Consider the following 19445-nt stretch of genomic DNA (forward strand, 5'->3'; position numbering starts at 1 on the left):
GCTCCAATGGTTCCGCTCGACTTGCATGTATTAGGCACGCCGCCAGCGTTCGTCCTGAGCCAGGATCAAACTCTCCATTATAGAGTAGTATTGATTGCTCAAATACTTGCTGGCGTTTCGCGGTCTAAAAGACGCACGATTCGCTCGTTGATCTGCATACGCTGATCAGTAAAGTTTGCGCGGGCCGTTTTGCGCGGCCGTTGCGTTTTGTTGACGTTTTGCTGTTCAGTTTTCAAGGTTCAATGCGCCGCACTCATTAGCGACTTGATTAATATAACACGGTCATATTGAAGAGTCAATACTTTTGAAAGGATTTTTGTACTACCTTATTATAACAGAATATTCTTAATAAAAAGATTACAAAAGTGTTACAGATTTGAAAGGAAATCGTCTCTTTACATTGAAGGCTCCCCCTTAACTTTAAAGGCTTTCCATTCTTGGACATCTATTGAAGTTACGATGTAAAAAAGTCCTAATCGCGATTCTGTGTCCCATAATCTTTAACTCCAGCTCCCTCATTTCCATATCTAAAACGCACCGATGACCAAAGTTTCTTCTATAGTAGTAATTTAATAAACACTTTAAATTTCTTCCCATAGAAAAAACCCGCCAATACTTTCTGGCGGGTTCAATACTTACGCTATGAAAATGAAATACAAAACAAAAATTACAAACAAACCATACATGATGGGATGAACCTGCTTGCCCTTTCCTGCTACGATCATGGTAATTGGATAGAAAATAAAACCAATCGCAATTCCTGTTGCAATGCTATAGCCAAGCGGCATCGCAATCATCGTCAAAAATGCCGGTACTGCAATTTCAAATTTCGTCCAGTCTATTTTTCCTAAAGCTGAAACCATCAGAACACCAACGATGACCAAAGCAGGAGCTGTTACCGCGCTCGTGATGACTTCAAGCAATGGATAGAAGAATATCGACACAAGAAACAATATCCCTGTAACAACAGCAGCAAATCCAGAGCGTGCTCCTGCTGCAACTCCTGCGGTTGATTCAATATAAGAAGTGGTTGTTGACGTCCCGAAGATTGCTCCGCTTACTGTGGCAATCGAATCTGCCATCAGTGCTTTGCCTGCTCTTGGAAGTTTGTTGTCTTTCATCAACCCTGCCTGATTAGCGACCGCTACCAATGTTCCTGCTGTGTCGAAGAAATCGACAAAGAGAAAAGTCAACACAACAACTAGAAATTGGATGTTCAACAATGAGCCGAAGTCATTAAAAATGGGCTCCAGTGCTACGCCAAATGTCGGCGCCATGCTTGGCACATTAAAGTCAATGATTGCACTCGGCAAGTTGACGACACCAAAAATCATTCCGACAACCGCTGCAATCATAATACCAAAAAAGATTCCGCCTTGTATGCCGCGGACCATAAAGATAACCGTAACCAGCAAACCGAAAATTGCCAGCAACGCTGAGCTGTCCGACAAATCACCCAGCCCAACTAAGGTATCGGGATTGCCGACGATAATGCCCGCATTCTGCAGCCCGATAAACGTAATATAAAGCCCGATACCAGCGCCTACTGCGTATTTTAATTCAGCAGGAATCGAGTTGATAATCAATTCCCGAAGTCCCGTTAACGTTATGAGAATAAAAATAAGACCGGAAAATAAAACACCTGTTAATGCCGTTTGCCAAGGAATTCCGTAAGTCAGAATAACCGTATACGCAAAGAATGCGTTTAGCCCCATACCCGGAGCAAGTGCAATTGGATACTTTGCCAAAATTCCCATTACCAAACACCCGATTGCAGCAGCCAGCGCTGTTGCCATAAAGACAGCACCGTAATCCATCCGCATTGCATCGGGAAGATCCGGAACTGATTCCAGCGTTAATGTCAGCGGGTTGACGACCAAAATATAAGCCATCGCTAAAAATGTGGTTAGGCCGCCAATAAACTCCCGGCGGTAATTCGTTCCCAGTTCTTCAAACTGAAAATACTTTTTCATCCTGATTCCTCCGAATGCCTGTGTATAATCTCTACAACAGAAAAACGCATACAGCAGATTGCCGTATGCGTTCGATTTACCCCTTCATTAAATAACGAAAGGCATCCTACTCAAAAAGTGAGCGGATTAAAATCGTAGTCGAGTCATTTACGGTAACTCGGTAGAAACTTTCGGGCCATATCCCCGACATTATACGACAAGCTTATTTAATTTCTTTTGTAATATAACATGTACAAACTGAAAGAACAATACTAAACACGAACATTTATTGCAAATTAGCGAAAAAAGTTCGTATAAAAACCAAAAGATGCCAGCTGCTTTAAGCTGGCACCTTTACCATTACTCCCACTCAATCGTAGCAGGCGGCTTGCTCGTAATGTCATACAGTACACGGTTGATGTGGTCGACTTCATTGACTAACCGGACACTGATTTTCTCCAGCACTTCCCACGGGATGCGGGCCCAGTCAGATGTCATGCCGTCAATCGAGGTCACTGCACGAATACCGATTGCATAATCGTACGTACGGGCATCGCCCATCACGCCGACACTGCGGAGATCCGGCAGGACGGTGAAGTATTGCCAAATGTCTCGGTCAAGACCGGCCTTGCTGATTTCGTCGCGCAGAATCCAGTCAGACTCGCGAACGATTTCCAGTTTTTCTTCCGTGACTGCTCCCATGATGCGGATGCCTAGACCCGGACCTGGGAAAGGCTGGCGCCATACAATCTCATCGGGCATACCAAGCTCTTTTCCTAAAACGCGCACTTCATCTTTGAACAGCGTGTTCAAGGGCTCAATCAATTTAAACTGCATATCATCCGGCAAACCGCCAACATTGTGATGCGATTTGATGGTTTGGGCAGTTGTTGTCCCACTTTCGATGATGTCGGTATAAAGCGTTCCTTGTGCAAGGAAATCCATACCTTCCAGCTTTGAAGCTTCATCATCAAATACATAGATAAACTCATTGCCAATGATTTTGCGTTTTTTCTCTGGATCGGTTACACCTTCAAGTTTACTCATGAAGCGGTCGCGTGCATCAATTTTGATGACATTCATATTGAATCCGTCAGCAAAAGTCTTCATGACGCTTTCCGCTTCGCCTTTGCGAAGAAGGCCATGGTCGACGAACATGCACGTCAATTGATCACCAATTGCCCGGTGAATCAAAACAGCAACTACAGAAGAATCCACACCGCCGCTAAGCGCACATAAAACTTTTTTGTCGCCAACTTCTTCACGAATTTTTTCGATTTCCAAGTCAATATAGTTTTCCATTGACCAATCATCCGTCATGCCACAAACGTCATAAACAAATTTGCGCAACAAATCGTTGCCATAAATTGAATGGCGAACTTCCGGGTGGAATTGAACGCCGTAAAATCCGCGGCTTTCGTCTGCCATTGACGCAATAGGACATCCCGCACTTGTTCCAATAACGTCAAATCCAGGAGGCGCTGCCGTAACCAAGTCGCCATGGCTCATCCAGACAATCTGCTCTTCCGGAAGATCTTTGAAAATCTTGCTTTCTTTCGTCAACTTCAGTTCGGCTTTCCCGTACTCGCGGTTTTGGGACTTCTCTACATTCCCTTTCAAGTGCAGCGCCATCAGTTGCATGCCGTAGCAAATCCCTAAAATCGGCAAGCCCATTTCAAAAATTGCATCATCGATGGAAAAAGCGTCTTTATCGTATACCGAATTTGGGCCGCCCGAAAAAATGATTCCTGTTGCATTCATATCTTTGATTTCTTCAGCAGTAACGGTATGTGGATGAAGCTCGCTGTAAACACCGATTTCACGGATGCGGCGAGTGATCAACTGATTGTATTGACTTCCGAAATCCAAAACGACGATTTTTTTCTGCTCTTTCAACATTGGACTAACTGGCAAAACCTTCACCTCTTCTATTCAATTCAGGCCTCAAAATAGCAAAAGAACGCGAAAATTAGACCTCGCGTTCTTCTGCTCTACATCAAAAAGGCGAATGCACATGTCAAAAAGCATGCGTCATCCACCTTCATAGTCAAGTCATTTCCGGGGACTTGGTAGAGACATCCGATCCATATCACCGGACATATATGAGGGCACCTGTAATCTATAATTTTCTCAATTGTACAAGCTAAAAGCTGTAAAATCAACCGCTTGTCCGATTGATTAAATTTTCCCAACTTTCCCTTAACTCAGGCCAGTCAACGGATTCAGCATCCGCTCCGTAAACGCTCCGTTCATATGCATCGGTCAACTCCGACATCTCCCGCGTACCGAAAAATGAATCAATATACGCCGCGTAAGATTTTAATGTTTGTCCTGGACGTCTATTAATGCCATACAGCTCAAGTTGCTTCAGCAACCTTAGGTAGGCCTTTTCAAACCGGGCTGCCCCGCTGCTGCCTCTGCGGTAATAAGAAATGAGCAGTTTGGGCATCCATTTGTGACGAATTTTGAAAAGTACCGCTGCTGTAAGCGCGATTCCCACCAGACTCCAAATGATATTCCACCGATTCGCTGAAACAGTGTCGGTAAATCGATCCCAAAAAGAAGGACCGGAAGCTGCTGCTGCCTCTTCCTCTTCTGCTATTGGGTCTTCCGCTATCGGACGTTCGGGTTCTTCAGGTTGCTCCGGGTCACTCGGATCCAGCTCCAAATCAAAGTCAATGGAAGAAGAACCGGTAAAACCGATAGTCGGTTCAAATAGCATCCAACCGACTCCCGGCATAAAAGCCTCCACCCATGAATGGGCATTGTTGTTTGTCACTTGATAAAAATCAGTGCCGCCTTCTGACTCAATCAGTTCTCCTTCATTAAATCCTTTAACCCAACGTGCCGGGATATCCAGAGAACGAAGCATGACCACCATAGAAGTTGAGAAATTATCACAATACCCTCTCTGGGTTTCGAATAAAAACTGGTCCACATAATCTTCATCCGCTTCCGGCACCGGAATATCAGATTGACTGTACTCAAATCCGGCTGTGCTGAAATAGCGCTCGATTGCCCGTGTTTTATCATAGACGGTGTCGCTGCTCTCAGTAATTTCTGCAGCTAAAGTGCGTACACGTTCAGGTAGCTCATCAGGCAATTGCAAAAATCGGCCAAACTCGGCAGGCAACTCTGCTAACTCCTCTGGGTTTGTTTCCCTTAAAGCAGTCAAACTATAGCTGGGCTCTGTAAAACTTATTTCATAAGCTTCGGGTTCGAACTCTTCTCCATTTTGGTATGTTTCAAAGCGCTGATCGGTTGTGCTGTATTGGTAATCCAGAGTCTCTTCCATCGTAAAAGACTCGGTCCCATAAGGATAAAGGACAAACGGAAAGCCCTGTTCCATCGTTAATTGCGCAGTTTCCAATTCTTCTTCTTCATTCAACACAAAATCAGTTTCAACGGTTTCGCTATTTCCATAAACGTATGACTCACCTACATTCTCTGCAAGTTCCCATCCCTTAGTCGTATAGGTATCTTTCGATTCAACCTTCCAATACTGTCCACCTGGCACTTCAGCTTGAAAAACGACTGTATCATCTCCAATAAAAGAACCGCCCAGCTGTGAGTCGTCCACTCCGTAACCGATTCTGCCAACGCTGCCGCCACTACCGGCACCCCCTTGTCCAGAAAATGAGGTAATAAATGGAATCGGGTCCGGCCAAATAGGACCCGCTTTTGGCAAATATAAAGCCAGAGCAGTCGAGACTGCAACCAATAAAACAAGCGGCACTGCAAACATCGCCATTTTATTGGTTTGTTCTAAAATGTTATGCCCTTCCATCCAGCGCGCCAAATACAACAATCCCGCAAGCAACAGGCCAATCACCATAATTCGAACGATCGCGGTTTCTCCCGAATACGGACTAAACGTATCTAAAACCGCAATGAAAATAACGGTCAACAAATAAAACAGGAAGATGCTGAGCCTGAAACTGACCCAATAATGGATCAAGTAAATTGCCATCCACAATAAAGCGAAAAACAGCATAGTACGGAAAACATCCGTTGTTTCCGCCCAATTTTGAGATACCAAAGCAGAAAAGTTCAAACCAAAGTCAGTTCTGAGAAATGACAGTGCTTCGGCAGTGAAAAATACATTGCCGGTATATACATAGATGATGAACCATAAAATATAAAGAAATTTAATTGGTCCGGAAAACCACCACGGCACTTTAAGGAATGCCATCAATAAGCCGACAGCAATAAATATTAGAAAGAGCGCTTTATGGCCTGTCGCGGTCAATACAATAACAGGAGTCAACCATTCAGCCAGCAGAAAGAAAACCAGCACGTACAACACAGCCATGAATAGTTTATTTTTTCTAATGGAAGTCATTGCCGACTCACCTCCGTAAACACGGTTGCAAAATTCTCTGGATTCACACGCTTGACTATAAACCCTTTTGAACGTGCAAATTGATGCACTTCTTCATCTTCTTTAAGCAAAGGTTCACCTTTATTGGCAACAACCAAACACATGCAAGTGCTCAAACTTTTAGCATTTCTTCTGATGGCATGTACCATGTCCATTGTCAGCTGACTGGTTACGTAAAGGAGACTTGAGGTATTCATTTTTTGAAGTTCATGGCCAACTGCTTGATCGACAGGCTTATCCAAATCACTTTGCACTTTCGCCAAGTGGTACATGACACGCTGCAGATGTTCTTCTGTTTGAATCAACGGAAAATAATTGGGGGTTTGGCCAACAGACAAATAGGCCACACTCGAGTTGGTGCGTACAATCGACTGCAGAATGGACGCCACAAACTCTACTTGCAGCTCAAAATTTCCGGATTCTTTTCGATCATCCAGCAAAAAAAGTTCCTGTGACTGGCGATCTTCAAATTCTTTCGTGCGAAGGGTTTGGGTGCGTGCATAAGATTTCCAGTGAATCCACGAAACACGATCTCCAGGCTGATAATCTCGGATTCCACTAGCCATTGTCGTATCTTTCACGAGCGTAAAAGGTGCCGCCATTGAGCCTTGGTCATAACGGGATTCCATTGGGCGGTAGGTAATGTCAACGGTATTTGGATAAACCAACACAATTTGTTGAGCCGGTAACAGACGGGTTTTTTTCACCCATCCAAAAAAATCAGCTATTTCCATGTGAATCCCTTCCAGCACGTGTTCACCCCTTGGCATTTGGTCGACTGTATACGTCCAAGAATAGCTTTTGCGAAATCCTGGAACAATCATTTTCTGGTGCTGGCCTTCCATTTGTTTATTCAGGGAAGGCGAAGTGGTTTGTTCTCTTAAGACCGTGTACAGCAATGGAAATGGTGTTTTTCGGTAAATGGTGGCCGTGGCCGAAAAACTTCCGCCTTTCCGGACTTGTGCCGTATGAATTTCCCGAGAAGCTTTAACATTTTGCAAAGGATAAACTGTCAGCAGAACCGAATACAGGATGAACGGCAACGACATGTAAAAAATAAACCAGCTGACAAATCCACCCTGGAACATTGCAAAAGAAAATGTGAAAATAAGAATGAATAAAACGAGGAGTAACCGTCCCCATAGGCTTATAATTTTTTTCAACTGGCTCATTGGCCAACTAACCTTTGAACTGGCACCCGAGTTTTCGCTAAGATCCGCTCTGTAATTTCTTCTGCGGTGATGCCGTCATACCGGGCTTCTGAACGAAGCATGATGCGATGGCCAAAGACAAATTTCGCCAAATACTGCACATCATCAGGCGTTACATAATCTCGTCCTTTTAATAAGGCATAGGCTTGCGAGGCTTTCATTAACGCAATTGATCCACGCGGACTAACACCCAAATACACATAGGAATCCTGTCTGGTCTGCCTCGTCAAGTCGACAATATAACTACGAATCGTTTCATCCACTTTGATGGTTTTTACCTGTTCCTGAAGTTCGAGCAGTTCATCAAGAGAAATCACAGACGTTAATTCTTCAATAGGAGCCGCGGAACGTGCACGGTTTAATACTTCCATCTCTTCCTTTGGAGTCGGATATCCCATTTTAATTTTCAGTAAAAAGCGGTCGAGTTGTGCTTCAGGAAGCGGATAAGTGCCTTCATATTCAATCGGGTTTTGCGTGGCCATAACAAAGAATGGTTTTGGAATCTGCATTGTGACGCCATCAATGGTAACAGAAGCTTCTTCCATCGCTTCCAAAAGAGAAGATTGTGTTTTTGGGGACGTCCGGTTGATTTCATCGGCCAAAATAATATTGCCCATGATCGGACCGGGGCGAAAGTGGAATTCCATGTCTTTCGGATTGTAAATGGAAACGCCTACGACATCCGACGGCAGCAAATCCGGCGTAAACTGAATCCGCTTGAAATCAGCCCCCACGGATTTCGCCAGAGCGCGGACTAGCATGGTTTTTCCGACGCCTGGAACATCTTCAAGCAAAACGTGGCCATGAGACAACATTGCCACCATACTCAACTCGGCAATATTGCGCTTGCCGATAATGACTTTTTCAATATTATCAATTACTTGTTCCAACCGTTCTTGTGCATTCATATATAGTTCCTCCAATACAATTCGAAAAAATGTTTTGAATTATCACAATCTTACCGTAATCATAACGAATATTGAGGCATAACTCAACTGCGCGGATTTTTCTCGGCTCCTCTTTCGGCATAAAAAAAGCAGGACTCCCAAAGGAATCCTGCTTTTTTATGGGTCATTTCCAGAAATCATCAAACACTGTAATAGGCAGTTGCCGTTTATGTTGAGTCTTTACATAATAGCCTTCCAGCTTTTCCTGAGCATCTACCGGAATTTTTTTGCCTTCTAAATAATCGTCAATCATTTCGTAGGTGATGCCAAGAGCAATTTCATCCGGAATTGCTGGTCTGTCTTCTTCCAAATCAGCGGTTGGAATTTTCATGTATAAATGTTCGGGGGCACCTAGCTCTTTTAGCATAGACCGTCCCTGGCGCTTGTTCAAACGAAAAAGAGGTGTCAAATCAGCTGCTCCATCACCAAATTTTGTATAAAAACCGGTTACCGCCTCCGCCGAATGATCGGTACCGAGTACGACCGCTTTGTGCATGGCTGCAACGGAGTATTGCGCTTTCATCCGTTCCCGGGCTTTTTCGTTGCCTTTCGCAAAATCGGACAACTCAATACCCGCTTTTTCCAATGCGCGGTCGCTGGCATCAACAGCTTCTTTAATGTTAATGGTATACAGTTTCGTCGGTTGGATAAATTCAAGTGCGTCTTTGGCGTCGTGTTCATCAAACTGGTCACCATACGGCAAACGCATAGCATAAAATTCGTAGTCTTGACTACCAGTTTCTTTATTCAACTGATCAATTGCCATCTGAGTCATTTTGCCAAGCAAAGTAGAATCCTGGCCTCCTGATATCCCCAGCACAAATCCCTTTAGGAATGAGTGGTGCTTTAGATACTCTTTTAAAAATGACACCGTGCGTTCAATTTCTTGCTTTGCATCAATAGAAGGCTGCACTTTTAGTTCTTCAATAATTTGCTGTTGTAAAGTAGACATCTGAATCCCCCTTAGTCTCGAATATATTCATGGACTGCATGGCGTACTTCCTGGATGTTCTTCATTTTATTGTCCCAGCATTTCTGGCTCAGATCGACCGGGTATTCTTCGGGATTTAGTGAGCGCTTGTACTCATCCCATAATAAGTCCATATTTTTTCTTGCGTAAGCCTGCATTTCCTTAAGGCTTGGATTTTCGTAAATAATCTCTCCATCCTCAATAACTTTGTGATGAATATTGACTGCTTCAAAATTCGTCACGAATTTCGATACAAAGGTATGAACAGGATGGAACATCTTCAAGCGCTCTTCAGAAGCAGGATCTTCATCATGCATGGCAATATAATCGCCTTCTGATTTTCCATTTTCCCTATCGATAATCCGATAAACGTTTTTCAGTCCTGGCGTAGTGACTTTTTCTGCATTTCCTGAAATTTTAATGGTATCTTCCATCTGGCCATTTTCATTTTCGATGGCCACTAATTTATAAACTGCCCCCAATGCCGGCTGGTCATAGGCGGTGATCAGTTTCGTTCCAATACCCCAGGCATCCACACGTGCTCCTTGGGCTTTTAAGTTCAAAATAGTATACTCATCCAAATCATTGGAAACTACTACTTCTGCATTTGGAAAACCAGCAGCATCCAGCATTTTCCGTGCTTCTTTGGACAAAAAAGCAATATCTCCACTGTCCAAACGAATGCCGTGGAAATTGATCTGATCACCAAGCTCCTGCGCCACTTTAATGGCAATAGGCAGCCCGGACTTTAATGTATCGTATGTATCCACTAAAAAGACGCAATCCTTATGGCGTTTTGCATAGGCATGAAAAGCTTCATATTCATCTTTATATGCTTGCACCATCGAATGTGCGTGTGTTCCGGCTACCGGAATGCCGAATTTCTTGCCTGCACGCGCATTGCTGGTTGCTTCAAGTCCGCCAATGTAAGCTGCACGCGTCCCCCAAATGGCTGCGTCCATTTCCTGCGCGCGTCTCGTTCCAAATTCCATAACCCGTTCGCCTTTCACAATCTGCTTGATGCGGCTTGCTTTAGTTGCGATCAAAGTTTGATAGTTGACGATGTTTAATAAAGCCGTTTCGATCAATTGCGCTTCGACCAACGGTGCTTCTACACGAATCAACGCCTCATTTTGGAAAACCAATTCACCTTCCATTACCGAATAAACAGTTCCCGTAAATCGAACCGTCCGCAAATAATCCAGAAAATCTTGCTTATAGCCGAGCTCTTCCCCTAGATATGCCAAATCACTGTCTGTAAATTTGAAGTTTTTTAAGTAATCCAGCACCCGTTCCAATCCAGCAAAAAGAGCATAGCCATTGCCAAAAGGCAGTTTGCGGAAAAACAATTCAAATACGGCTTTTCGCTCGTGCATACCGTCTGCCCAATAGGCCTCCGACATATTGATTTGATACAAATCTGTATGTAATGCCAAACTGTCATCTGCATAGTACTTATCCATAAGAGTCTCCTTCTTCCACATCAGTAATTTATACAATTATACACCAATAAAGGAAAGACAAAAAATAAAAGTCTTATCAAGCTTTTTTAATAGGTTCAGCAGTCAACAGTAACGAATATTCGGGGCTGCCTTTTAAGGACAGTTTGCAGAACAAACCTTGAACATTCGGAACGATTTGTAAACTGCTAATTGCGGTCTCTACCTGGTACTTGCCTATTGACATTGATTAAAGCGTATGAGATACTTGTTTAGTTAACACAAAGGTAACTGGTAAATTTTGATAATCTGGCATTCTACGATAATGTTTTTGAGAATACTTATTCACACTGGCGCGATTTAAGGATCGCAAGGACGTAAAAGAAGGTAGGGTTTACGTTGCTTAAGTTAGAAAGCACCCAGTGGAACAATGACCGCGGTACTGGAAGTAATACTTTCAATGGAAATGATTCCCCTGTCAAAAGGGTTGAAAAATTGAGTCAAAACAAATTATAGTTACCTTAAACAAACAAAGGGATGTCCTCACATTGAGGACATCCCTTTTCCAATTCAAAAAACTTAAAGTTTCATACAATCCTGATGTTCAAGCATTGCTTATCGATTCAAGTAATCGGTAACTGCCCCTCTTGAAGAACAAGAAACATTGTGCGCATATTTTCCAAGCACACCTTTTCTATGAAGAGGTGGAGCTATCCAATGTTTGCGGCGTTCTGCCAGTTCGGATTCAGACACATCCATGGAAATTTCCTGGAGCTCCGAATCGATGGTGACAATATCGCCTTCTTTCAGCAAACCAATCGGCCCACCGACCTGTGCTTCGGGGGCAATGTGGCCTACGACAAGGCCATGTGTACCACCAGAAAAACGCCCGTCTGTCAAAAGCGCAACAGATGCATCCATGCCTTTGCCTACAAGAATGGCCGATACCGACAGCATTTCCGGCATTCCTGGACCGCCTTTTGGCCCTACATAGCGGATGACTAATACATCGCCTTCATTGATTTCATTGGCCATAACGGCTTCCGTTGCTTCTTTTTCATTGTTGTAGACACGGGCAGGGCCCGTATGGCGCTTCACTTTCACACCAGAAACTTTTGCTACTGCGCCGCTCGGAGAAAGATTGCCCTTCAAAACAATTAATGGACCATCTTTTCGTTTTGGATTGTCAAAAGGCATAATGACTTTTTGTCCTTCTTGCAATGCTGGAGCTTCCTCCAGATTTTCAGCAACTGTTTTGCCGGTGACCGTCATGCAATCCCCATGCAAATAGCCTCCCTCAAGCAACATTTTCATCACAGCTTGAACGCCGCCAACCCGGTGCAGATCCTGCATGACATATTTTCCGCTCGGCTTCAGATCAGCCAAATGCGGCACGGTTTTCTGCAGGCGGTTAAAGTCATCAATGGTCAAATCTACCTCTGCTGCATGCGCAATCGCCAACAGATGCAAAATGGCATTGGTTGATCCACCTAATGCCATAACTACGGTAATGGCATTTTCAAAAGCTTCTTTGGTCATGATGTCTTTCGGGTAAATATCCAGTTCCAATAGATTATGTACTGCTGCCCCAGCCTTTTCACAATCCGCTAATTTTTCAGCAGACACTGCAGGGTTGGAAGAACTCCCCGGCAAACTCATTCCCATTGCTTCGGCCGCAGATGCCATTGTATTGGCCGTATACATGCCACCGCATGATCCGGCTCCTGGGCAAGCACCGCATTCGATGCTGCGAAGGGTATCGTTATTGATATCGCCATTATTGTGCTGGCCAACGCCTTCAAAAACAGAAACAATGTCAATATCCTGTCCATTATGACGCCCCGGAGCAATCGTTCCGCCGTATACAAACACAGCCGGCACTTCAGAGTTTGCAATGGCAATTAAACAACCTGGTATGTTCTTATCACAGCCCCCAATTGCCACCAACCCGTCCAAGCTTTCTGCACCTACAACGGTTTCGATCGAATCGGCAATCACATCCCGGCTTGAAAGGGAATACTTCATGCCTTCTGTTCCCATCGAGATTCCATCGGACACGGTGATGGTATTAAAGATAAACGGTACGCCTCCAGCTTCTCTAGCGCCTTTTTTTGCGCTGATTGCTAAGTCATCAATATGTATATTGCATGGCGTCACTTCACTCCACGTACTGGCAACACCAATCATTGGTTTTTTAAAGTCCTCATCTGTAACACCTACTGAACGCAGCATGGCACGGTTAGGAGCTCTCATTGCCCCTTCACTGAAAACCTTGCTATTTATGCGCAAATCTTTTTTCATATTCATCCTATCCTTTCTTTTCTATATATTATAGAGCAGATTTATCAGAATACAATGAATTTAAAAATAATATTCCATTATTTTTTATTTACCAAGTCGCTTTTGCGTTCATACGCCTTCATTCAATGACAGCATTCGTCTTTCTTGTCGTATACAATATATTTCTATATAATTAGCTTGTCTACAATAACTTTACGTGTAGAAAATCGCATATGTTCTGCCTGTCTCTGACAGTATTGATAAGTTCAAGAAAAAGGAGATGGCCTTTTGTTAATCCGAGAAGCTAAAAGCAATGAATTTTATTTATTAAAAGAACAGCGCCTTGCATCTTACCTGCCTTATCGGGAAGAACTTTCAGAAAAGCATTGGGGGTTGCTAAAGGCTAACTTGACATCTGATCCTGAGCAACAGCCAGGAGTTGAAGTATTTGTCGCTGAAATCGACGGAGAAATTGCCGGGAGTGTGGTGTTATATCCTGCAGAATCCAAAGCGTATGAATGGAAAGAAGAAAAAGTTGCATACCCGGAAATCCGGCTGCTTGCGGTCAGTCCAGATTTCCGTTCACGAGGAGTCGGAAAGGCGCTCGTGGAACATTGCATTGATCTCTCTAAAATTCGCAAACAAGAATTTGTAGGGCTTCATACCGGAAGCTTTATGCGCAATGCTATCGCCCTTTACGAAAAAATGGGCTTTGAACGAGTTGTCTCACTCGATTTTACGCCGCTGGATGACGGCATCGTTGTGAAAGCTTTTCGTCTTGATCTATAAAATACAAAACAAGCCACAAAATTTATGGCTTGTTTTTTTACATAAAAAACCTGATGTCACTGTTCAAAATTTCGTTTACATGCTTTATTCATTGTTGCGAAAAGGATTTTCCCACTCCATTAACAAGGCATATCCTTCCGATTCTTCGTCTTCCAAGTAATTAGGTACCACACTTACTGGCGTCCGCCCACAACGCAGTAAAAAGGAAATGACCGGATCTTTAATGTTCCCTGCTACTACTTGGGCTGCATACTGCTCAGCGTTGAGCTGGTTTGAATAATTGTGAAACCCCGGCATTCGGCCACCTCCAAGCAAACGCTCCAAATCGTCCTGGACCACTCGTTCGTACAAAGCCTGCATTAATAATTGTCCAAGCTTCAAGGAACGGTATTTCGGCCTGATGCAAATATCCACAACATAAAGGGTTTTGCCAACTGGATTGTGGTTGCGTATGAAACCATTGTCTGTCGCTTCCTCCCACGTATGTTCGGGGTAAGCAGGATCAAAATCAGTCAGCAGCGCTGTAATCGATCCAGCCAATTCTCCCTCGACTTCGATGCAGAGCGCGCCTTGCGGATACAATTCCACATGATTTTTCAACTGTTCCTCACTCCACCAAAGCTCGGTTGGAAACGGGGGCGGAAAACTTTCTTTTTGAACTTCGATCAATGCCGAAAAATCTGCTCTGCCGTACTGGCGTATTTCTGCGAAAGTTGGGCGGTCCCCATCAAAAACATACTGTGTCTTTTTATACATAAAAAAGCTCCTTTTTATCTCTATCATACGCGACTCCCGGCAATGAAAAAAGCTGCTCAAGGATGAGCAGCTTTTTAATCCATTAAATTGGAGGCAACACGTTTGGTCCGCTCAACGCCACAATAGCCAGCAGTCCCGCATACACCAGAGTCATAAAAACTAATTTCGTTTTCATCAATTTGTTTCACCACCATTCTCACCGCAAAAAGTTTGAAAATAATAAGCTTGTTCCCACTGCAGTTGATTGCTGTAATAGATGGCAAGTTCCGCAGCAGTTTTTTTTGTCTCCTTTATGTAACCATGTTTTCTGAAAAATGGAAACATAATTTCCTCATAATAGGCCATAAGATCTGGTTGGGAAAAATTTCTTTTTTCAAAGTAATTGGCATAAATATGAAAATACTTATCTTCTGGTTTGCTGCTGATTGCCTTTAACTCGCCAATCATTACGGAAGCATTCTGTCCTGTCTCAACCATTGACTCTAGCAAACTAGTCAATACTGCTTTGTAGAAGTAAGTATCGTCTTCCATGCTTTCTTTTAATACTTGAAGAATTTCCAATGCTTCTCCATGTGCGTTCTTCATCCGCAGCAGCTCTGTGTAATTGTAGAGTGTTTGATTGTGCAATGTTGTTTGCTTGGTCAAATGGGTGTTTCGAATCAACACTTCGTATAGGCTTTCTGCCTGAACCAACAGATTTCTTCGCGTATAATTGATCGCTAACAACATTTGAGCATGCAGCAGTCGGATGTAATTATGGTGAAGCTGAAAAGAGCGGACTGCCAGTTCAGCAAAATGCGCCGACAGCTCATAGCGGTCAGCAAGGACCAGCATTCGTGCTTTTTGATAATAAAATTCTCCTTCAAATTTTTGGGGAATGCTTTGGATGCCCAAATCCAGATGATTGAGAACCTCAAGAGATTTCGTATTGTCGCCCATCATCGAGCAATACAGCGACTGAAAAAACTGATGCACCCAGTGCTCTGGCGCTAAAAATGAGGCTTTCATGCGTTCAAGCATTTTTTTCTGGCGCCCGGCTTTGATACGGTCGTCATCGTATATGTAAAAGCGAAATTTATAAAGTTCATATTGATTGACCAAATCTGTGGATTGAATGTAATCATTTTCCAACTCCAGCAACTTGTATATTTTCCGCATTGTTTCAAGATCATAATGAAGGGAGCAGTCAATAAATTTCCCAATCATTCGTTCTAACTGCTTATGTTTTTCCATCTCTCTGTTTAGTTGCACCCCCATCTTCAGCAGCAATGCTTTAATGGTCGATTCATGGGGACTGTAAGCATTCGATTCGATCTTGCTTAAATGGGAAATCGAACAAATGCCATCTGCCAATTGGGACTGGGTTAAGCTGTTTTTTGTCCGATAATATTTTATAACAGAGCCAACATTCATAATTTCACCCTTTTATACAGAATAAATAAAATATACCATAAAAAAACAACCCTGACTTTACAGACAGGGTTGCTGCTCCTAGTAATTTATGTCCTAGTTATTGAACACGTGAGAAACCAAAACCTGATGCATAATCATCGCCATATCCAGCACCTGATCCTGAAAGGATATCATATGCTCTCGCACGGTTTTGAAGATTAGCACGCACCTGAACGTTTGTAGCGCTTGGGTTAGTGGCCCAAACTTTTGCTGCAAGTCCCGCTGCGTGAGGTGAAGCCATCGAAGTTCCACTGATTGTTGCATAGCCGCCCGTATACCAAGCTGAGTAAATAGCTGCTCCTGGAGCGGAAATTTCAACATCGTATTTGCCAATTACATAATCCCCATCTGTAGAGCTGTATCCACGTGACGAAAAGTCAGCTACACGGTATGTGCCGTTTTGGACAACATTTTCAAGTGCTGCTACTGCCACAGCATTCTGCAACGCACCTGGGAAGCCGATAGATCCTTGAGCCGGGCCCGAGTTACCTGCTGCTGCGATGACCAATACGCCTTTGCTATAAGCATAGTTGACAGCATTTGTAATCAAGCTGCTTTCAGCAGATGATCCAAGCGACATGTTGATGACCACTTTTGTTCTTAATGCTGTTGCTTGGTCTGCAACGTGACGGATCGCAGCTGCAATATCATCTGAAGATCCCGATCCGTCATCTCCCAATACTTTATACGCCCAAAGGTCAGCTTGTGGAGCTACTCCATATAAACCGCCATTGCCGTTTGCAAGCGCTGATCCGGCAACATGCGTTCCATGTCCTTGACGATCTGTACAAGTACCATTCGTGATGCTGGCACTAAGCGTAAAATCTTTGCACTGTTCAACATTATTCGCTAAATCAGCGTGATTTATATTAACGCCTGTATCGAGCACTGCGATATTAATGCCCGCTCCTCCTGAAGATTGAGCAAGGTTAGCATTGTTGTAGATAGCTTTGATGCCCCACGGTGTCGACTGGGCTGCGGCCATTGTTGAGTATTTTGCGAGCGGTTCAGAAGAAGTTTCTTCAATGCTGAATTCAGGAACTTTTTGAACTTTTATATTTTTGTTTTTTTGGAGTGCCTCAAATTGCTTTGCATTCATATCGGTAGTGAATCCTTCGCCTTTAAAATCCCATTGCACGCCATATTGGCTTTTGGCATTCTTTAGCGCTTTGTCATCATTTGTATCAACCAATACACGGAATTTCTCAGTGCCATTCGCTTTTTCAACGGAATCCCCATTTGCGCTGACGCCCATTGCCGGTATTAGCAAAGTAGCTGCCAACATTGCTGTTGTAATGAATCTGGCCGATTTCTTCATCATCCAATCCCCTTTTCCACTTATGGTTTATGGCAGCCTGGATCCAACTGCGGCGTCCCGCACCTTCACACATTTTCATTTGATAGCTCTGCCACTCATCTAAAGTTATCAGAACTTTCATTTTTCCGTAATTGGGAAATTTCTTTGCATTTTTCTGTTGTAAAAGACAATTAGTTCTTTTTACTCAATTATATGTACCTATAATAATTTCTCTCCATAAAAAACCGTAAAGCCATTTATTACTAACGGCTTTACGGTTTGCTGCATATCACAAGTATTAGTAAATCTCTTTTTTCAAAAAGTAGACACATGCTTCATATGGCTGCAACACGCCTTTTACGCGTTCTTCGTAGTTCGTTAAAAGAAGTTCTGCATCATACGGGGTGTTCCACGTACATGGCCGCTCACTTAAGTTTGACGCAATCAGCATTTTCGTATAGCGGTCTTCCCGAACGTACGCGTATACATCCGGACATCCGGAATCAGTCAAACGGGTTGTTCCGTAAACAAGCACCTTCCAGTTTTGGCGCAAGTGAATCATTTTTTTGTAATATGACCAGATCGACTTGGGGTCATCCTTTTGCGCCTCAACATTCAGCCACTTATAGTTTGGGTTTACACCAAGCCAAGGCTCTGTTTTGGAAAACCCAGCATACTCTTCGCCATTCCATTGCATCGGTGTGCGGGCATGGTCACGACTGATTTTTTTAATGGTTTTCATTAAATTTTCGTGGGATACCCCTTCCTTGCGGTTGTACCGATACATATTTTTCGTTTCGATGTCGTTATACATGTTGATATCGTCAAACGGGGCGTTGGTCATGCCGATTTCCTGACCTTGGTAGATAAAAGGGGTACCTTGCATAAAAAAATACATACACCCCAACGCAGTTGCACTTTCAAACCAATAATCCTGGTCATTTCCCCAGATGGAAACCGTTCTTGGCCGATCGTGGTTTTCAATGTAAAGTGAATTCCAGGCGACGCCGTGCGCGGCTTCCTGCCAACGGTTCAGGACTTCCTTTAAATCTCCTACTTCCATTCCTGGATCCATATGGCTGCCTGCCGCATTGTGCGCTTCCAAGTGAAAAATCATATTAAATTTCCCATTTTGCTCGCTAATCCATTGCTCCATATCTCCAGATTTGGCACTGTTTGCCTCTCCGACTGTTACAATGTCATAAGCTGAAAAAGCTTCATGCTTCAGTTCGCCTAAGATTTCCTGCAAGCCTTCTACATCTGTGAACTTCTCCCAGGCGGGAACGTATGGCAGGTTTTGGGGATTTGGCATGTCGCTGTAGTCTTTCTTCAAGTGATTGATCGCATCAACACGGAAGCCATCAACCCCTTTTGCCAGCCACCAGCGGATCATTTCGTATGCTGCCTGACGCATATCTTTGTTTTCCCAGTTTAAATCGACTTGGTTTTTGGTGAAAATATGCAAATAGTATTGATTGGTTTTCGGATCAAATGTCCAAGCTGGCCCGCCAAAAATACATTCCCAATTGGTCTGCCGGTCTCTCCAGACATACCAGTCCCGCTTTGGATTTTCTTTAGAGGAACGGGATTCCAAAAACCATGGATGCTGGTCGCTTGTATGGTTCAAGACAAGATCGATGATGAGCTTCATTTCCCGCTTGTGCACTTCTTCCAACAGACGGTCAAAATCTTCCATTGTGCCCATCTCTTCCATGATGGCCTGGTAATCACTGACATCGTATCCATTGTCGACATTGGGAGATTTATACATCGGACAAATCCAGATAATGTTGATGCCCAGTTCGTCTAAATAATCCAGTTTTTCTGTCACACCGTTCAAATCACCAATACCGTCGTTGTTGGAATCATTAAAACTTCTTGGATAAATTTGATAAACTACTGCCTCTTTCCACCATGTTTTCTTCAAAGTCCTCTCCCTCTTCCTTAAGCTGGAAATAACGAATGTCGAAC

General features: G+C 43.5%; 13 protein-coding genes, 1 rRNA gene and 2 riboswitches. Of the genes, 1 reads left to right on the forward strand and 13 read right to left on the reverse strand.

All coding sequences use genetic code 11. From position 1 onward, the window contains the following. The 9 genes from AC4EHK_RS11680 to ilvD form a co-directional block, all read right to left on the reverse strand. Positions 1-81 (reverse strand): 16S ribosomal RNA (locus AC4EHK_RS11680); the annotation flags it as partial. Positions 82-635: 554 nt separating this feature from the next. Beyond that, positions 636-1973 carry an NCS2 family permease gene (locus AC4EHK_RS11685; protein ID WP_490978962.1) on the reverse strand — a complete coding sequence of 446 codons (1338 nt, stop codon included), beginning with the start codon at positions 1971-1973 and terminating at the stop codon, positions 636-638. 115 nt (positions 1974-2088) lie between these two features. Next, positions 2089-2190, reverse strand: a riboswitch (purine riboswitch). Between the two features lie 122 nt (positions 2191-2312). After that, entirely contained in the window at positions 2313-3851 is a 1539-nt protein-coding gene (guaA, locus tag AC4EHK_RS11690) for a glutamine-hydrolyzing GMP synthase (protein ID WP_490979353.1), read from the reverse strand. Between the two features lie 125 nt (positions 3852-3976). Beyond that, a riboswitch (purine riboswitch) is annotated at positions 3977-4078 on the reverse strand. 32 nt (positions 4079-4110) lie between these two features. Continuing rightward, a complete protein-coding gene (locus tag AC4EHK_RS11695) occupies positions 4111-6294 on the reverse strand; it encodes a DUF4129 domain-containing transglutaminase family protein (protein WP_490978963.1) in 2184 nt (727 codons plus the stop codon). Continuing rightward, positions 6291-7505, reverse strand: coding sequence for a DUF58 domain-containing protein (locus tag AC4EHK_RS11700; protein WP_490978964.1), 1215 nt, complete (start codon positions 7503-7505; stop codon positions 6291-6293). The genes AC4EHK_RS11695 and AC4EHK_RS11700 overlap by 4 nt, the downstream gene beginning before the upstream one ends. After that, positions 7502-8452, reverse strand: coding sequence for an AAA family ATPase (locus AC4EHK_RS11705; protein ID WP_490978965.1), 951 nt, complete (start codon positions 8450-8452; stop codon positions 7502-7504). Before AC4EHK_RS11705 ends, AC4EHK_RS11700 begins: the two co-directional genes overlap by 4 nt. 163 nt (positions 8453-8615) lie before the next feature. Continuing rightward, positions 8616-9443: an NAD(+) synthase gene (gene nadE / locus AC4EHK_RS11710; protein ID WP_490978966.1), complete on the reverse strand. Its 828-nt coding sequence runs from the start codon at positions 9441-9443 to the stop codon at positions 8616-8618. 11 nt (positions 9444-9454) lie between these two features. Further along, positions 9455-10924 (reverse strand): nicotinate phosphoribosyltransferase, encoded by a 1470-nt coding sequence (locus AC4EHK_RS11715; RefSeq protein WP_490978967.1) that lies wholly within the window; start codon positions 10922-10924, stop codon positions 9455-9457. A 591-nt stretch (positions 10925-11515) separates the two neighbouring features. After that, positions 11516-13201: a dihydroxy-acid dehydratase gene (gene ilvD, locus AC4EHK_RS11720; protein ID WP_490978968.1), complete on the reverse strand. Its 1686-nt coding sequence runs from the start codon at positions 13199-13201 to the stop codon at positions 11516-11518. Between the two features lie 267 nt (positions 13202-13468). Here ilvD and AC4EHK_RS11725 point away from each other — a divergent pair, with 267 nt between their 5' ends. Beyond that, on the forward strand, positions 13469-13969 hold the full coding sequence (locus AC4EHK_RS11725) for a GNAT family N-acetyltransferase (RefSeq protein WP_490978969.1): 501 nt from the start codon (positions 13469-13471) through the stop codon (positions 13967-13969). A gap of 84 nt (positions 13970-14053) precedes the next feature. Here the strand turns inward: AC4EHK_RS11725 and AC4EHK_RS11730 are convergent, their stop codons facing one another. The 4 genes from AC4EHK_RS11730 to AC4EHK_RS11745 all read right to left on the reverse strand — a co-directional run bounded on the left by AC4EHK_RS11730 (position 14054) and on the right by AC4EHK_RS11745 (position 19401). Continuing rightward, positions 14054-14725 carry a GNAT family N-acetyltransferase gene (locus tag AC4EHK_RS11730; protein ID WP_490978970.1) on the reverse strand — a complete coding sequence of 224 codons (672 nt, stop codon included), beginning with the start codon at positions 14723-14725 and terminating at the stop codon, positions 14054-14056. 174 nt (positions 14726-14899) lie between these two features. Next, positions 14900-16138 (reverse strand): helix-turn-helix domain-containing protein, encoded by a 1239-nt coding sequence (locus AC4EHK_RS11735; RefSeq protein WP_490978971.1) that lies wholly within the window; start codon positions 16136-16138, stop codon positions 14900-14902. A 97-nt stretch (positions 16139-16235) separates the two neighbouring features. Beyond that, positions 16236-17495 carry a S8 family peptidase gene (locus AC4EHK_RS11740; protein WP_490979354.1) on the reverse strand — a complete coding sequence of 420 codons (1260 nt, stop codon included), beginning with the start codon at positions 17493-17495 and terminating at the stop codon, positions 16236-16238. Positions 17496-17772: 277 nt separating this feature from the next. Beyond that, positions 17773-19401 carry a glycoside hydrolase family 13 protein gene (locus tag AC4EHK_RS11745; RefSeq protein ID WP_490978972.1) on the reverse strand — a complete coding sequence of 543 codons (1629 nt, stop codon included), beginning with the start codon at positions 19399-19401 and terminating at the stop codon, positions 17773-17775. Positions 19402-19445: the final 44 nt, after the last annotated feature.

The organism is Planococcus sp. TJ-307 (genome assembly GCF_058268435.1).

Coding starts and splice junctions, on each gene's coding strand:
- AC4EHK_RS11700 (WP_490978964.1), bottom strand. CDS start 7,505: ATGAGCCAGTTGAAAAAAATTATAAGCCTATGGGGACGGTTACTCCTC.
- AC4EHK_RS11735 (WP_490978971.1), bottom strand. CDS start 16,138: ATGAATGTTGGCTCTGTTATAAAATATTATCGGACAAAAAACAGCTTA.
- ilvD (WP_490978968.1), bottom strand. CDS start 13,201: ATGAAAAAAGATTTGCGCATAAATAGCAAGGTTTTCAGTGAAGGGGCA.
- guaA (WP_490979353.1), bottom strand. CDS start 3,851: ATGTTGAAAGAGCAGAAAAAAATCGTCGTTTTGGATTTCGGAAGTCAA.
- AC4EHK_RS11705 (WP_490978965.1), bottom strand. CDS start 8,452: ATGAATGCACAAGAACGGTTGGAACAAGTAATTGATAATATTGAAAAA.
- AC4EHK_RS11715 (WP_490978967.1), bottom strand. CDS start 10,924: ATGGATAAGTACTATGCAGATGACAGTTTGGCATTACATACAGATTTG.
- AC4EHK_RS11685 (WP_490978962.1), bottom strand. CDS start 1,973: ATGAAAAAGTATTTTCAGTTTGAAGAACTGGGAACGAATTACCGCCGG.
- AC4EHK_RS11740 (WP_490979354.1), bottom strand. CDS start 17,495: ATGAAGAAATCGGCCAGATTCATTACAACAGCAATGTTGGCAGCTACT.
- AC4EHK_RS11695 (WP_490978963.1), bottom strand. CDS start 6,294: ATGACTTCCATTAGAAAAAATAAACTATTCATGGCTGTGTTGTACGTG.
- nadE (WP_490978966.1), bottom strand. CDS start 9,443: ATGTCTACTTTACAACAGCAAATTATTGAAGAACTAAAAGTGCAGCCT.
- AC4EHK_RS11730 (WP_490978970.1), bottom strand. CDS start 14,725: ATGTATAAAAAGACACAGTATGTTTTTGATGGGGACCGCCCAACTTTC.